This is a genomic window from Candidatus Binatia bacterium, from assembly GCA_029243485.1.
GTDB lineage: Bacteria > Desulfobacterota > Binatia > UBA12015 > UBA12015 > VGTG01.
Genome location: JAQWRY010000003.1, coordinates 257,204 through 273,516, shown reverse-complemented (window position 1 = coordinate 273,516; position 16,313 = coordinate 257,204). Strand labels below are relative to the sequence as shown.

The following is a 16,313-nucleotide window of genomic DNA, read 5'->3' as shown; positions in this document are numbered from 1 at the left end:
CGTCCCGGGCCCCGATTCGTTGCGCTCCGTTCAAGACCTGGTCCCGGCCGAGGACTTCGCGGAACGTTATCCCTTCTGGGAGAACTTCGAGGAGCGGCCGACCGAGGAGTGGGTGGCGTGAAAAGAGCTGGAAACCGGAAGTGCACTCTTCCGCGGGTGGTTTCGCTTCCGGCCGCGCACGACGTTTCCCGGGGATCCGTTCCTCGATGCCGCACGCTCGCTCCTGCTGATCGACACCATGGACTGGCCCGCCTCATGCCGAACCCACGTGGGCAACACAGGCTTTATGGCCCCGAGCCTCGACGTCTCGGTTCGCTTCCACGACGAAGTGCAAGACGAATCCTGGCTCCTGCGCGACGCGCTGGCCTGATCGTTGTCGCCCATCTGTAGGAAAGTGAACGAGACCCCGGTCGCGGGTTCGGCGAATCCGGCAACGTGCAACGAACGTTTCCGAAGCCGTCCGCCAGTACGTCCGGCTTCCAGAGTTCGCCGAGGTTGTTGAGGAGCCCCTGGTAGAACAGCGCGACAAAGGCCGCGATCGCGGGTTGTCTCCTAACACAGGAAGGCCGACTCCGAACTCGCCAGGCGACCGGAAACAGCATGCCCGGCCAGTATGGCGAAATCTGGATTCGACTTTTCCCCGCGAGATGAAACCACTCCAGCAATGGCTCGAGGGAGCGATCGGCTGAGGCGAACGCTTCCCTACGAGTGACGGCTCGAGATGAAGAGCGCATCGCGTTCCTGCTGTGGAACGTACGCCTGCTTCCGCCCAACTCGATTGACCGCCGCGCGGAGCTTCTCGATGTCGCTCCGATAGAACGCCGCCAGCCGGTCGAGTGCTTCTTGTACGTCCGCCGCGTCACGCCGCGCGCGCGGCTTTTCCAGAAGATCGACCGCAAGACGGCCGAGGCCGTCGAGCGATTCGCCCGACAGGAAGCGGCGAACCGACGCGACGCGCGTGGGGCCGAGCCGACGAATGCCCACGACCCTCGATCCACGTACGCGCGGCAGCTCGGGCAGGTTCGTACCCGGCTCGAGGTGGCCGAGCCGGGTGGCCAGGTCGATCAGTGCGTCGAAGGCGTCCTTCGCACGCAGGCGGGAGCGAAAGCTGCCGTACCAACGGAACCCGAGTCCCTGCCAGGCATCGATGCTGGTCGTGAAGCAGAACAGCGCCTGGCCGTCTTTGTGACGAACGCCGATGGACGGATACAGGAACGAGTAGGCCCCATCGACGTTGTACGGGGGTCGCAGCTCGCGGATGAGCTCGTTCTCGGTGAGGAGTGCCATCCGCTCCGATTCCTGCAGCCGAACCTCGACGGAGCTCGCTTCACGCACCAGCGTGCGCATCTTGCGATGCGCCTTCCGGCGCGAGGCGTTCCGATAGCTCGAAAGCCGCCGTCGGATGTCCTTGGCCTTCCCGACGTACAAGACCTGATCTTCGTCGTCACGGAAAAGATAGATCCCTGGCGAGGTCGGGAGGCTCTCCACGAGATCCTCACCGAACTTCCGATCGAACTGCCGCCCGGCCGCCACCACCCGCAGTATAGCCTACAAGACTCCGCCGGATCGAAGGGCCGCGACCTCCTCTTCGGAGAGCCCAGCCTCGGTCAGGATTTCGTCGGTGTGCTCCCCATGCAGCGGCGGCCGGCGCTCGATCGCCCCCGGGGTCTCCGAGAGCTTCACCGGAAGGCCGGTCGTCTTGATCGTGCCGCGCTCTGGGTGCGGAAGCTCCACCAACATCTGGCGGGCGAGCACCTGCGGATCGGCGAAAACCTGCTCCAGGTCGAGGACAGGTCCGCACGGGACACCGCCGGCGTTGATCCGCTCCACCCACGTGTCGACGCCTTCTCCCGTCAGCGCGTCCTCGATCTCGGAGGTAAGTGCATCGCGGTGGCTCACGCGGCCGGTCACGGTCTCGAATCGTTCGTCCTGCAGCCACCGCTCGCGTCCGAGCACGCGCGCAAGCTTCTCCCACATCGCGTCGTTCCCGGCGGCGATGTTGAGGAATCCATCCGCCGCGCGGAACCGACCGTACGGTGACGACAGCGGATGATGCTGACCGGCCGGGCCCGGCGCCTTCCCTGAGTCGAAGAACATGCCGGCACCCCACGAGAGAATGCTGATCATCGACTCGAGCAAGGACGTGTGAACCACTTGCCCTCGGCCCATGCGTTCCCGGGCCAGCAGCGCGAGTTGAATGCCATGAGCGGCGAAGACGCCCGCGAGCAAGTCCGCGATCGCGATGCCGGCGCGGGTCGGACCGCTCTCCGGCGTTCCGGTCAGGCTCATGAAACCACTCATCCCCTGCGCGATCTGGTCGAAACCGGGGCGGTCGCGATAGGGGCCGTCGGCGCCGAAACCAGAGACGCCGCAGTAGACCAGCCGGGGGAACTTCTCGAGCAGCCCCTCCGCCCCGAGTCCGAGCGCGTCCATGACGCCGGGCCGGAAGTTCTCGATCAGCACGTCGGCATCCTCCAGGAGTCGGAGAACGAGGTCGCGCCCCTCCGGCTTCTTCAGATCGATCGTGATCGAGCGTTTGCCGCGATTCGCAGCGAGGAAGAAGTAGTTGTCCCGCTCGTCGGCACCGCTGCGGAACTCGCGCCCACGCGGCGACTCTACCTTCACGACGTCCGCCCCGTAGTCGGCGAGCAGCATCGAGCCGAACGGCCCGGCCAGATACCGCGTCAGGTCAATGACGCGAACGCCTTCGAGAGGGCCGGCCACCTGCGGCCTACTTTCCCTGGAAATCCGGTCGTCGTTTTTCGAGGAACGCCGATACGCCTTCGGCGTAGTCCTCACTACCGTAGCAGGCAGAAATCGAGGTCTTGAGCGCTTCCGCATCCCGCGCCTCGGGCGTCTTGCCGATCTCACGGAAGGACAGCTTCGCACTCCGCAGTGTCAGCGGTGCGTTCGCCGCCATCTGCGTCGCGACCTTGCGGACGTAGGTCTCGAGATCGGCCTTCGGCAGCACCTCGCTCACAAGGCCCAGGCGCAGCGCCTCGGCCGCGTCGAAGCGACGCGCGGTGAAGAAGATCTCCTTCGCCGACGACACACCGACGATCCGCTCGAGGGTTTCGAGGCCACTCGTCGCATAGCCGAGGCCGAGCCGCGCCGCGGGAATCGCGAAGACACCGTCGTCGGCCGTGTACCGAAGGTCGGCCGTGAGCGAGATCGCGCAGCCACCGCCGACGCAGAAACCGTGAATCATCGCGATCGTCGGCTTAGTGATGTTGGCGAGCGAGTCGAACGCGAGCCAGTTGTCCACGTCGTAGTTCTGCGCTCCATCGCCCGACCGGAGCTGGCCGAATTCGGAGATGTCGGCGCCCGAGACGAAGGCGACATCGCCCGCGCCCCGCAAGATCACGACGCGTACGTCGGGATCCTCATCCATCTCCTTCGCAGCAACCGGAATCGCTTTCCACATCTGGTTGGTGATCGCATTGCGTCGCTCGAGGTGGTCGAAGATGATCCAGCCGAGCCCATCGCTCTTCTCGGTACGTACCTGTCCTGGCATGCGGCTAGGCTAACGCGCCCGGCCCGCCGCGGCACGTGGTCGCTTCAGCGGTCGATTCGGAGGCTCCGGAGGCGATTGATCGCCGCCGCGATCTCGAAGCGACGCACGCCGGCCCGGTCGCCGAACGACGTCTCGGCGACCGCCTCGATCCCCGACACAAGGCAGGCTTCCTCGAACTGGTCAAGGAGCTCGGCCAGGCTCGCACTCCCGTCACACCGACCTCGGCTGAGGTCGAGGAGGACGTCGCCGATGAGCCGGCATTGACCCGGGTCGACGAGCTGCGCGACCAGAGAGAGGTCGATCTCTTCACTACCAAACTCAATCGCGCGCGTACTCCGGCTTCGTACGCGCTCTTCCTTTCGCCCGCGTCGCGGATCGAACGACTGCGGACGGGGCCGGCGCGGGACGGGAGCCATCCACGGGTCCGCGGAGCGAGGTGCGGCGTCATCCACCAGCGGGAGCGCCATCGCGACCGAGCGTGCGGCGGCCGTCGCGTCCGTGGGCGCGTAGGTGTCCATCAGCACGACGGCGTCGGCAACATCGAGATAGTCCCCCGCGCCACCCACGACGAGTACGGAAGAAACGTGGCACTCGTCGCTTAGAGAACGGACGCGATCGAGGAAGGGCGTGATCGGCTCTCGCCCCGCCGGCACCAGACGCCGCATCCGCGCGTCGCGAATCATGAAGTTCGTGGCCGCCGTGTCCTCATCGATGAGGAAAACGCCGGCCCCCGCTTCGAGCGCCTCCACAATTGCAGCGGCCTGCGAGGTCGACCCCGATGCATCGTCCGTGTCGAAGCTCTCCGTCGATCGATCGAGCGGCAGGCGTCCGATGAAGGGACGGAGATCCACCCCGCGCACCGATCGGCCGTCCTCGGCCCGAATGCACACGGCATCCTCCCGGGTGACGCAGACCTCGCGACCATCACCAGGCACGTGGTCGTACACGGAGCGCGCTAGAGCATCGAGCAGCGTGGACTTCCCGTGATACCCACCCCCTGCGATCAAGGTTACGCCGTCGCGGATCCCCATGCCCCGCACGCGACCACGGTGCGGCGTGTCGAGTTCGACGGCGAGCGACGCGGGCACCGCGAGCGCACGCGCGACCGCGAGGGGCCGGTCGTCGACGCCACTGGATCGCGCGAGGATCGCACCCTCGGCGAGAAACGCGACAAGGCCGCGCTCGACGAGCCCCGCCCGAAGAGCGACCTGATCCTCCACGGCTTCGACGTGCGCCCGCAGGGCTTCGAGATCGACGCGCTCGCTCCCGACGACGTCCAACACCAGTCGGGGCAGTCGCTCCGCAAGCAGTTCACCGGCCGCACGACCGAGAATCCGGCGACCGGCCGCGGGCAGTCCGACCGTGAGACGAACCCTTGCGGCACCGTCCGGGTCGATCACCACGGCGGTGCGCGCCAGGACTTCCTGTCCGACGCGGGCGATCTCGACTGTGCCGCTGCCGCCGCTGCCATTTCGACCTCTTCCGCGCGCGTCCCCCTGCGGCTTGGGCGGACGCGCAGACCGCAGGGCACCAGCGAGCAGGCGGTGCAGGAAGTCCGCGCTTGCCCGGCACGCCGCGGGGCCCGCGAGTGCGAAGTCCGGCAGCAGCAAGGCCTCCGAGTCGAGGTCCAACCGAACGCGGCTCGGGGCCGCAAACGGGTCGCCCTGCACGTGCTCGATCGTGAGTTCGATCGGCGAGAGCGACCACGTGCGCCGTCCGACTCGGCGGTAGTCGCCGTACGAACGACCGTCGAGCGCCTCGAGAGCTTCGCGCAGTCCGACCTCGGCCATGGTCGTCAGGGCTTCCGCGCGAGGGCCCGTCGCATCACATCCAACGGCGGCTCCACGCCGGTCCAAATCTCGAAGGCCGCCGCTCCCTGGTGCAGCAGCATACCGAGCCCGTTCGCGCCCGGGCGACGCACGCGCGCTGCAGCCGTGACGAACGGCGTGCGGCGCGCGGTGTAGATCAGATCGTAGAAGAAGCAGCTCTTGGGCGTCGCGCCGAAGGCGAATGGAAAGAAGGGCTCCCCCTTCATACCCGCCGAGGTCGAGTTCACGACGAGACCCGCGTGCTCGAGCCATCCGTGGGCGGAATTCGAATCGGGGCGTAGGTCCGCGAGGTCCACCGCCTCGATCTTGGTCCGCAAGGTCCGCCGCAAATCGCCCACGAGGGCCCGGGCCTTCTCGACCCGGCGGGCCGCTACCAGAACGCGACGGCTGCGACTCGCGAGCGCGACGGCGGCCGCGCGCGCCGATCCCCCGGCCCCGAGGACCACCGCGTCCTTTACGCGCGGCGCAACACCGAGCTCTCCCCAATCGCGCTCGAGTCCGATCACGTCGGTGTTCTCGCCTCGGAGCACACCGCGGCGGTGGACGATCGTATTCACCGCCCCACAGGCCAAGGCCCGCCGCGAGAGCTTGTCGAGGTGGGGGATCACCGCCTGCTTGTGCGGGATCGTCACGTTCAGCCCGACGAGACCGAGAGCGCGGACGGCCGCGACCGCCTCACCGACGCGATCACCAGGGACGGGAAACGCGAGGTACGCCCACGGAAGGCCCAGCGCCCGAAACGCGGCGTTGTGCATCGCCGGAGACCGGGAGTGATCGACCGGATCGCCGATCAGCCCGACGAGCTTGGTGTCGGAGCCAATCGGGACCAGAGAACCGCGCGCCGCCATGGGCTACGAGGCGTCCGAGAGCTTTTGCACCTTGCTCGGCGCATTCTTCATGGCCTCACGAAGCTGCGTCGGATCGTGCTCGTCGTAGAAATACAGGTACTTGTCGCGCGACAGCTTGATCTCCGGCACGAGATTGCCGGCGGAATCAAGGAACATCGTGCGCGGGATGTAGGACCCGTCCGGGACGAACTTCTTCGAGAGGCTCTCGTTGTTTTCTTGGTCCAGCCGAATCATGACGAACTGCTTCGAGAGCTCTTCAATCTCGGCATCGTGGAACACCTTCGCGTAGTTCTTACAGTGCGGGCACCACTCGGTATAGATGACCAGGCAAACGGGCTTGCCGTCCTTCTTCGCTTCGGCCACGCCGTCGTCGAAGGAGCGCCAGGCGATGCCGTCGTCGTTCCAGTCTCCGCCCGCCCAGGCGCTCGGGACGGCAAGAGCCAGCAGGAGAACCATCCCCAGCAGCCCGCTTCTGCTCAACTTCGCTCGGTTCATACCCCGTGAATGCCGGGCTGCCGAGGAGAGCGCAACCTTCAGGAGGCGACGTACTGCTTCAAACGCTCGAACTGGTGAGCTGGGGTCGCCGAGACGTCCGCGACGGATGCGGACTTCTTCGTCTCGGACGCTTCGATCGGGGGGGTGCTGGCGACCTCCACGACCTGCATCGGGAGGGAGAACGAGAACCGGGAGCCGAATTGGGGCTGGCTTCGAACCTCGAGCTTGCCCTTCATCTTCGCGACCAGCTCCTTGCTGATCGGAAGCCCCAGCCCGCTGCCGCCGGAGACCCGCGCCGTGGACGAGTCGATCTGCGTGTAGCGCTCGAAGAGTCGCTCCAGCGCGTCGGCCGGGATGCCCGCCCCGGTATCCGTCACAGCGAACCCAAGCGTCACCTGTTCGCCCTTGCGCTTCTTAGCCACGACTTCGAGCTCCACCCCACCTTGCGAGGTGAACTTGATCGCGTTCCCGACCAGATTCAGAAGAACCTGACGCACCCGACCCGGGTCACCATAGACTCCCGCGGGAAGCCCTCTACCGAGCTTCAGGTCGAAAGCGATCCCCTTGGTGTCCGCTGCGTGACTGAGGTGACGCTTCACGTCGCGCGCGACGGCAGCCACGTCGAACGGAATCGACTCGATCTCCAGGCGCCCAGCCTCGATCTTTGACAGATCAAGAACGTCGTTCACGAGATTGAGGAGATTTCCGCCGGACCTCCTAAGAGTCCGGGCGAATTCTTGCTGTTCCGAGTCCAGCTTGGACTCGAGCAACATGTCGCTGATCCCGATGATGACGGAGATCGGCGTCCTCACCTCGTGGCTCAGGCTAGCAACGAACTCACTCTTCGCCTGATCCGCACGCTCGGCCCGATCCCGTGCCTGCGCCAACTCGACCAGCGAGCGCGTCATCAGCGCGTCGTACACCAATGCGAGGACGAGGATGAGAATCATCACCCCGGCGCCCCGCATCCGGCCCGTGCCCTGCAGCACCGTCTCCGGTAGAACGAGGAAGCCCGGGAGTTCCAACCACCCAACGTGGACACCGGCGAACAAAATCAGCCGGGTGACGACGAGCGCCCCCCAGAAGAGTCCGACGCGCCAGCCACCGACCAGGACGGCGACGAGCGGAATCAGCGCGGAGGCCATCATCGGCTCGAGCCCGCTGGAAACGCGGGCGAGGCTTGCGAAGCTGATCGTGAACGCAATCGCGGCGACGATCAGGTTTCCGACGAGACCGATGGATCCGGTCCACCTTAGGAGGAACGGCAGAAACAAGAGCAGCGCCACCGCGAGCAAGGGCCAATGGGCCACGACCACCGCACCATCGAGATGAGCGTTCACCGAGCCGAGGACGACGACCACGGCACTGGTGAGGCTGACCCCAACGAGCAGCCTCGCACGGCGAACGCGTTCGATCCCCTGCTCACGGATCGAGGTCGGGACGAACGGATCCGCCAGAGTGGCGCCAAAGCCGCCTAGCCGTGACATCAAATCGCTCACAAAATCGGAATTCCTCGGGCACCGGCCACCCCCGCGCGGGGTACGCACGAGATCTGACCGCTGCCGCGGATGACAGCGCAATCCGGAGCAAGAAGTCAAGGCCGCCCCTTATCGGGGGCGGCCTCAGGAGTCGGCTCAGTCCTCGGCGAGCGCAGCCTGCGCCGCCGCGAGGCGTGCAATCGGCACCCGGAACGGCGAGCAGGAAACGTAGTCCAGACCCACGTTGTGGCAGAAGACCACGGAGGCCGGGTCGCCGCCGTGCTCACCGCAGATGCCACATTTCAGGCCCGGCTTCGCGGCGCGGCCGGCACGAACCGCGTGCTCCATGAGGAAGCCCACGCCCGTCTGATCGACGGAAACGAACGGATCATTCTCGAGCACGCCCGCCTCCACATAATACGGGAGGAACTTGCCGGCGTCATCGCGCGACAGGCCCATCGTCATCTGAGTCAGGTCGTTCGTACCGAACGAGAAGAAGTCGGCGTGCGCCGCGACCTCACCCGCCGTGATGGCCGCTCGCGGCACTTCGATCATGGTTCCGATCGTGTACGGGACCTTCACCTTGTGCCTGGCGACGACTTCTTGCGCGACCTGCTCCGCGAGCTCGCGAAGCCGAGCGAGCTCCGTGTCCATCCCGACGAGCGGGATCATGATCTCGGGGAGCACCTTCACCTTGCGCTTCACCAGCTGACACGCAGCCTCCATGATGGCACGCACCTGGACCTCATAGATCTCGGGGAACGTGACGCCGAGGCGGCAACCGCGGTGGCCGAGCATCGGATTGAGCTCGTGCAGAGAGTCGCGCTTCTGCTTGAGCGTGTCCTTTGACACGCCGATCTTCTTGGCGAGAGCGGCAATCTCGGCGTCCGTGTGCGGGAGGAATTCGTGCAGGGGCGGATCCAACAGGCGGATCGTGACCGGTAGACCCTTCATGGCCTCCAGGATGCCGACAAAGTCCTTCTTCTGCATGGGGAGAATCTTCGCGAGCGCCTTGCGCCGACCGTCGGTGTCTTCCGCGAGAATCATCTCCCGGACGGCATCGATGCGATCCCCCTCGAAGAACATGTGCTCGGTGCGGCAGAGGCCGATGCCCTCGGCGCCGAACTCACGCGCGACCTTCGCATCATGCGGGGTATCGGCATTCGCACGGACGTTCAACGTGCGGACCGCATCCGCCCACTTCATCAGCTTGTCGAAGTCACCTGAAAGCTCTGCTTCTACCGTCGGGACGAGCCCGACGAAGATCTCGCCGGTCGCGCCGTCCAACGTGATCGGATCGCCGGCCTTCACGACGCGATCGCCGACGTGCATCATGCCCTTGTTGTAGTCGATCCGAAGTGCGCCGCAGCCCACGACGCAGGGCTTGCCCATGCCGCGACCGACGACGGCCGCGTGTGACGTCGCGCCGCCGCGAGCGGTGAGGATCCCCTCCGCCGCGTTCATTCCGTGGATGTCCTCGGGCGAAGTCTCGACGCGAACGAGGATGGTCTTGCGCCCGGACTCCGCCGCCTCCGCCGCATCGTCCGCCGAGAAGACCACCTGACCCGCAGCCGCGCCGGGCGATGCGGGGAGGCCCTTGGCGAGAAGGTCCTTGGCGGCCTTGGGATCGACCTGTGGGTGGAGGAGCGCATCCAGCGCAGCCGGTTCGACGCGCATGACCGCGACCTTCGGCTTGATCAGCTTCTCCTTCACCATGTCCACGGCGACCTTCAGGGCCGAGGCGGCCGTCCGCTTGCCGTTGCGTGTCTGCAGCATGAAGAGCCGCTTGTTCTCGATGGTGAACTCGATGTCCTGCATGTCGCGGTAGTGCTTCTCGAGCTTGCCGGCGGTCTTCCGAAGCTCCTTGTAGGCCTTCGGCATGACCTCCTCGAGCGAAGGCGCGTTCGCCTTGCGATCGCTCTCGCTCTGGCCGCTCGCCTTGGCCACGACGCGCGAGGCCTTGAGCGTGATCTTCTGCGGGGTGCGCGTTCCGGCGACGACGTCTTCGCCCTGCGCGTTCACGAGGAACTCGCCATAGAAGTCGTTCGTGCCGTCGCCCGGGTCACGCGTGAACGCGACGCCGGTAGCGCAGTCCTCACCGAGATTGCCGAACACCATCGCCTGGACGTTGACCGCCGTGCCCCAATCGGCCGGGATCGAGTACAGGCGACGGTACGTGATCGCGCGCTGGTTCATCCACGAACCGAACACGGCGCCGACCGCGCCCCAGAGCTGCTCCCAGGGGTCGTCGGGAAAGGTCTTGCCCGTGCGTTTGCGGACGAGCGCTTTGAACTCGACGACCAGTTCCTTCAGGTCCTGCGTGGTGAGATCGAGATCGTTCTCGGTACCGCGCTTGGCCTTCTTGTCCTCGATCAGCAGTTCGAACGGATCCCGCTCGGTCTTGCTCTCGGGCTCCATCTCCATGACGACGTCGCCGTACATCTGGATGAAGCGACGGTACGAATCGTACGCGAAGCGCTCGTTGCCCGACGCCTCGGCGAGCCCGAGGACAGTCTTGTCGTTGAGCCCCAGGTTCAGCACCGTGTCCATCATGCCCGGCATCGATGCGCGGGCGCCGGAACGAACAGACACGAGCAGCGGGTTCTTGCCGTCACCGAAGCCCTTGCCCATCAGACGCTCGACCTTGGCGATCGCCTGCTGGACCGCACCGGTCAGCTCACGCGGGTACGTGCGCTTGTGGCCATAGAAATAGGTGCAGACATCTGTCGAAACGGTGAAGCCGGGAGGTACTGGCATGCCGAGCGATGCCATCTCCGCGAGGTTCGCGCCCTTACCGCCGAGAAGGTTCTTCATCTTCGCGCGACCATCCGCACGACCGGCGCCGAAGGCGTAGATATACTTCACCTTCCCCTTCGCGCCGCTCTTCTTCTTGGCCTTGGCGGCCTTCTTCTTCGGGCCGCCCGCCTTCTTGGAGGATCCGGCTCGAGCTTTGCTCGCGGCGCCCTTCTTGACGGTCTTCTTGCGGCCGCCGGCCTTCTTGCCCTTCGCGAGCTTCTTCGCACGTGCCATGATGTGGATCTCCTCGGAATTTCGCCCATTCTCTTGGGCGTCGAAAGGCAGATCCCTACCACCCGGACCCCAGGCCTGCCACGGCGCCTCTGGACTTCGCGGCCTAAAACCGGCAACCCCCTGTTCGACATGGCCGACGCCCTTCTGACTCACGGCGACGCGCCCGCGCCGGTCCCACCGCACGTCCCTGTGATCGACGGGTTTCGGGGCACCTCGGCCCTCCTGGTCGCGATCTTCCACTGCTGGCTCTACACGGACGCCCCTCTCGACGGCGGGCCCCTCCGGGCGCTTACCATCGCGGCCGGGATGGGGGTCGATTTCTTCTTCGTGATCAGTGGATTTGTGCTGTTCCTGCCGGTCGTCCGGCGCGGTGGCACCTTCGGATCCCTCTGGAGCTACACGGTCCGCCGCGTCGCGCGCATCGTACCGGCCTACTACGTCGCGCTCGTGGTCCAGGCCGCCGCGACCCCGGTCCTGACCCGGTTCGCCTCCCCCTTCGCCAGCACCGGGGGCTGGATCGTCCTCCTGATCCACTTCCTCTTCCTGCAACACTCGGCCCCCCGGTGGCTGCTTCGCCAGTTCGATTTCCACGCCAGCGTGATGGGCTTCGGCGTGAACGGGGCCCTCTGGTCGCTCTCGATCGAGGCGATCTTCTACGCCTTCCTGCCGCTGGTCGCGGGCCTGTTCTTTCGCAACCCGAGGCTCGGCTTCGCGCTGGGTGTGGGCGGGGCGATCGCCTGGCGCTGGCTGGCGTTCCATTTGCCATCCGTCGCGGCGATCGTGGGCGCCGGCAACGCGGTCGGCGGGACCGCGCCGCGCCTCGTGGAGCAGTTCCCCGGATACCTCGGTCACTTCACCTTCGGGATGGCCGCCGCCTATCTGTACGTCGCCGGCCGTACCGCGCGAAAGCGGGGGAACGCACCCGGTTGGGCCACGCGACCGCTGCTCTTTCAACTCGGGCTGCTCGCCCTGCTCCTCGTCTCGATGGTGGGCTACGGCAGTGTGAGCAAGGACGCCGCGGACGGCGTCTACGCCCGCTACTTCGACGACCTCATCCCCTCGTTCGCGTTCGCGGGGCTCATGCTCACGACGGCACTCGGTTCCGCGCGCGCACAGTGGGCGATGGCAAACCCGTTCGCGCGCTGGCTCGGAGACGTCAGCTATGGCGCCTTCCTGTGGCACTTCCCCCTGATCCTCCTCTTCTCCCATACCCTCGGCTGGATCCGCGGCACCGGAGATGCGCAGTTCTTCGGACTGACGGCCCTGGTACTCCCCGGCTCGCTCTTGCTGGGATGGATCTCGCGACGATTCATCGAAGACCCCGCGATCGCATGGGCGCGCACAAAAACTCGCCCGAGCTGACGCCCCCGCACTCACTCCGGTACACTGCGTGAGATGACGGTGGGCCTATGAACTGTCCGAGCTGCGGACACGAGAACAGCGCGCACGCGAAGTTCTGCGAAGAATGCGGCGTGCGGCTCGGTACCGAGGCCCCTGCGAGTCTCCCCGCCGAGTCGCCGCAGAGCTACACCCCACGCCATCTCGCCGACCGGATTCTTCGCACGCGCAGCGCCCTCGAAGGAGAGCGTAAACAAGTCACGGTTCTATTCGCCGACGTGAAGGGCTCAATGACCCTCGCCGAAGAGGTCGATCCGGAAGAATGGCACCGGATCCTGAATCGGTTCTTCGCGATCCTCGGAGACGGGATCCACCGATTTGAGGGAACGATCAATCAGTACACCGGCGACGGCATCATGGCGCTCTTCGGCGCACCCATCGCACACGAGGACCACGCCAGCCGCGCGTGCTACTCCGCGCTCGCCCTGCGCACCGAGCTGCGGCGCTACGCCGAGGACCTGAAGCGCAGTCGCGGGATGAACTTCTCCGTTCGTATGGGCCTGCACTCGGGCGAAGTGGTCGTCGGCAAGATCGGCGACGACCTTCGCATGGACTACACCGCCCAAGGCCACACGGTCGGACTCGCCCAACGTATGGAGCAGCTCGCGGCTCCGGGAACCGCCTATCTGACGGGCAGCACCGCCAAGCTCGTCGAGGGCTTCATGAAGCTACGCGACCTCGGCACATTCGAGATCCGCGGTGTCGCGGACCCCGTACAGGCCTTCGAACTCGAGGACGTCGGCGCCCTGCGCACACGGTTCGATCTGTCCAAGACCCGGGGGCTCTCGGTTTTCGTCGGCCGCGCGAACGAGATGGAACTCCTCGAAGAAAAGCTCGAACGATCCCTCGCCGGTGAGGCGCAAATCGTGAGCCTCATCGGCGAAGCCGGCGTCGGCAAGAGCCGACTCTCGTTCGAGTTCCTCGAGCGATGCCGCGCGCGCGGAATCCGCGTCGCGGAGGGCCACGCCCTCTCGCATGGCCAATCGGTACCGCTCCTTCCGTGGCTCTCCGTCTTCCGAAGCTCCTTCGACGTCGACGAGCGCGACGATGCAGCCAAGGCGCGTGAGAAGGTCGCAGGGCGCGCGGTCCTCTGGGATCCGATGCTCTCCGAGCTTCTACCCATCGTGTTCGACTTCATGGGCATCGCCGACCCGGAGGCTCCGACGATCGAGATGGATCCCGCGTTGCGGAAGCGAAAGCTCCTCGACTTCGTGTGCCGCGCGTCGGAGGCGCGGAATCGCACTCAGGGTGGCATCCTGCTGTGGGAAGATCTGCATTGGCTCGACGCGGCCAGCGACGAGATGCTCGCGGGCTGGCTCGCGGCCGTCGCCGGGACGCGCACGCTCGTGGTCACCAACTACCGCCCGGAGTATCGGGGCCGTTGGTCTTCCTGGGAGAACCACACCGAGGTACGCCTCGGCCCGCTGAAGTCCCGCGAGGTTCACACCCTCCTCACCGAGCTCTTGGGCTCCGACCACACCGTCTACGCGCTTCCCCGGATGATCGAGGAGCGCACCCGCGGAAATCCGTTCTTCATCCAGGAGGTCGTCCAGTCTCTGATCGAGAGCGGCGACCTGCGTGGGAAGCGCGGCTCCTACAAGCTCGAGACCGCCGTGCGCTCGCTTGCCATCCCGGGCAGTGTCCGGGCCGTACTCGCAGCTCGAATCGATCGACTCCCCGACGACCAGAAGTCGTTATTGCAGACCGCGTCCGTGCTCGGGAAGACGTTCGAAGAACCGGTGCTCGAGAAGGCGACGGGCTTGCCGCGTAGCCAACTCGCCGCGCCGCTCGCGTCGCTTCAGTCGGCGGAGATGATCCTCGAAGATGCGCTCTACCCGGTGCGCCGGTTCGCGTTCAAGCATCCCCTCACGCAGGAAGTCGCATACCACTCGCAACTCCAGGATCGTCGCGCCAAGACGCACCTCGCGGCAGCGCGAGCACTCGCGGACCTCCACTCGGACCAACTCTCCGAGAAGGCCGCCCTTCTCGCACACCACTTCGAGCAAGGCGGCAAAGCACTCGAAGCGGCCCGTTTCCACGCGCGGGCCGCGCTCTGGGTGGGGACCAAGGACATCCCCGAGGCGCTCCGCCACGACCGGCGCGTCGTCGAGTTGCTCGAGAGGATCTCACCGAGCGACGAGACGATGACCCTCGGCGTAAAGGCCCGCGCCCGCCTCCTCCAGCTCGCATGGCGGTCGGGCATGGAGCCCGAAGAAGAGGATCGCCTCTACCGAGAGGGTGCGGCGCTCGCCGAGCGGCTCGCCAACGAAGGCCTGCGCGCCACCGTCGCCGTCGGCTTCGAGATCTGCCTCGGAAATCGGGGCGACGAGGACGGCCGGGAGCGGCTAGGGCGAGAAACCTACCAGCGCGCGCTTTCGCTCGGCGACCGTGAACTCACCCTGATCACGCTCGTGCCGCTGGCGAACTCACTGCTCGAACGCGGCAAGCTCGCTGATGCCATGAGGCTCCTAGAGACACACGACGCCGACCTCGAACCCACCACGACCGACCGGGGTTTCGGCGAGTTCTCTGCGCGCACCCACCTGCTCGGGCTTCGCGCGCAAGCACACGCCGGACTCGGCAACTTCGAGACGGCCGAGATCGGCGCGGCCGACGCCATGGAGCGAGGCGTGCGAGACGGCCGAGCAGAAAGCGAGATGCTCGCGCACCTAACAGCGTCAGAGGTCCACCTTCGCGCGGGAGACGCGGATCGGGCAACCGAGCACGGACTGCGATTCCTCGAACTCGCCGAGCGCCACGGAGCACCGACCTACGTCACTCTGGCCCACAGCAGCGCGGCGCGGGCGAGAACGCTCGCCGGCGACGCCGAAGCAGCGATCGAGCACGCCCGCGTGGCCGGCGGGACCATCCTCGCGTACGGGCTGGAGGGCCTCCGGCCGTGGCAGGGGGAGGCGCTCGCAACGGCCCTTCTCGCGGGAGGATCCGTCGACGCTGCCGAGACGGGACGAGCAACCGCCGAGCTCTGCCGACGCACGGGCCAGACGACGGCGGGCGCTCTCTGCATGCTCGTGGTCGCCGCCACGACCGAGTTCCCGGAAGCCCGACGACTCCTCGACGGGGCGGACCAACGGCTTCGGGGAGCGGGCGCACGCGGCTACTTGCCCCTCGTCTTGGAGGCGCGCGCCGAGCTGGCCAGGCGGCGGGACGACCCCGCGAGAGTCCGCGCACACTACCGGGAAGCGAATCAGGCATGGTCCGAGATGGGCGCGCACGGGCACGCGGAGCGTACGCGGCGACTTCTCGACGAAACCTGAAGGTTCACAGCAGCTACGGAGCCGCCTCACCGCGTGGGGTCAGGGGCGACTCGCAGAGCGCCCAGGCCTCGGCCGAGGTGTCGACGAGCGCGTCCGGAGAGACGAAACGACGGCCCCGCCTGATGAGCCAACGCTGTACCGCGCAGGGCGTGACGATGACGTACTGGGTGAGGTGGGCGAGCCCCGGAATCCGGCGCAGCTCGAATACGTTCATCGGGTGCACCACTCGGACTCGGGTGACGTCGGCCACATACGTCCATCCATGCGGATGCTCTGCCGCGAAGACCTCCGCCCGCAACAGATCCTCGCGCAGCAGCGGGGGCGTAATCGCGCCTTCAGCTTGCACCCAGAAGACCGCCGGATATTCGCAACGCGCGATCGTGATGCCGCCAAGCTTGGTCGCGAACGTCTCGCCGGCGAGCAGTCCGCCGGGGAGTTCCGGCACG

The 16,313-nt window shown here is 66.5% G+C and carries 12 protein-coding genes; 3 read left to right on the top strand and 9 right to left on the bottom strand.

All coding sequences use genetic code 11. From position 1 onward, the window contains the following. Positions 1 to 127: 127 nt before the first annotated feature. Entirely contained in the window at positions 128 to 370 is a 243-nt protein-coding gene (locus tag P8R42_03320) for a thioesterase family protein (GenBank protein ID MDG2303679.1), read from the top strand. A 332-nt stretch (positions 371 to 702) separates the two neighbouring features. On the opposite strand, the gene P8R42_03315 is transcribed toward P8R42_03320, so the two are convergent. From P8R42_03315 to ppdK, 8 genes are all read right to left on the bottom strand, one after another. Further along, positions 703 to 1,533: a GIY-YIG nuclease family protein gene (locus tag P8R42_03315; protein ID MDG2303678.1), complete on the bottom strand. Its 831-nt coding sequence runs from the start codon at positions 1,531 to 1,533 to the stop codon at positions 703 to 705. Positions 1,534 to 1,548: 15 nt separating this feature from the next. Further along, positions 1,549 to 2,724 carry a CoA transferase gene (locus P8R42_03310; GenBank protein MDG2303677.1) on the bottom strand — a complete coding sequence of 392 codons (1,176 nt, stop codon included), beginning with the start codon at positions 2,722 to 2,724 and terminating at the stop codon, positions 1,549 to 1,551. Between the two features lie 7 nt (positions 2,725 to 2,731). Next, positions 2,732 to 3,514 (bottom strand): enoyl-CoA hydratase, encoded by a 783-nt coding sequence (locus P8R42_03305; protein MDG2303676.1) that lies wholly within the window; start codon positions 3,512 to 3,514, stop codon positions 2,732 to 2,734. 44 nt (positions 3,515 to 3,558) lie between these two features. After that, positions 3,559 to 5,304: an ABC-ATPase domain-containing protein gene (locus P8R42_03300; GenBank protein ID MDG2303675.1), complete on the bottom strand. Its 1,746-nt coding sequence runs from the start codon at positions 5,302 to 5,304 to the stop codon at positions 3,559 to 3,561. A gap of 5 nt (positions 5,305 to 5,309) precedes the next feature. Continuing rightward, the gene (gene aroE / locus P8R42_03295; GenBank protein MDG2303674.1) at positions 5,310 to 6,191 is read right to left on the bottom strand and encodes a shikimate dehydrogenase; all 882 of its coding nucleotides are present in this window, start codon (positions 6,189 to 6,191) and stop codon (positions 5,310 to 5,312) included. 3 nt (positions 6,192 to 6,194) lie between these two features. After that, positions 6,195 to 6,671: a thioredoxin family protein gene (locus P8R42_03290; protein ID MDG2303673.1), complete on the bottom strand. Its 477-nt coding sequence runs from the start codon at positions 6,669 to 6,671 to the stop codon at positions 6,195 to 6,197. Between the two features lie 53 nt (positions 6,672 to 6,724). Then, positions 6,725 to 8,185, bottom strand: coding sequence for an ATP-binding protein (locus P8R42_03285; GenBank protein MDG2303672.1), 1,461 nt, complete (start codon positions 8,183 to 8,185; stop codon positions 6,725 to 6,727). Between the two features lie 135 nt (positions 8,186 to 8,320). After that, the gene (gene ppdK, locus P8R42_03280) at positions 8,321 to 11,194 is read right to left on the bottom strand and encodes a pyruvate, phosphate dikinase (protein ID MDG2303671.1); all 2,874 of its coding nucleotides are present in this window, start codon (positions 11,192 to 11,194) and stop codon (positions 8,321 to 8,323) included. Between the two features lie 129 nt (positions 11,195 to 11,323). Between ppdK and P8R42_03275 the strand changes: the two genes are divergently transcribed. Next, on the top strand, positions 11,324 to 12,556 hold the full coding sequence (locus tag P8R42_03275; protein MDG2303670.1) for an acyltransferase: 1,233 nt from the start codon (positions 11,324 to 11,326) through the stop codon (positions 12,554 to 12,556). Between the two features lie 47 nt (positions 12,557 to 12,603). Then, on the top strand, positions 12,604 to 15,867 hold the full coding sequence (locus P8R42_03270) for an adenylate/guanylate cyclase domain-containing protein (GenBank protein MDG2303669.1): 3,264 nt from the start codon (positions 12,604 to 12,606) through the stop codon (positions 15,865 to 15,867). A 13-nt stretch (positions 15,868 to 15,880) separates the two neighbouring features. Here the strand turns inward: P8R42_03270 and P8R42_03265 are convergent, their stop codons facing one another. Further along, on the bottom strand, positions 15,881 to 16,312 hold the full coding sequence (locus P8R42_03265) for a hypothetical protein (protein ID MDG2303668.1): 432 nt from the start codon (positions 16,310 to 16,312) through the stop codon (positions 15,881 to 15,883). Between the last annotated feature and the right edge of the window lies 1 nt (position 16,313).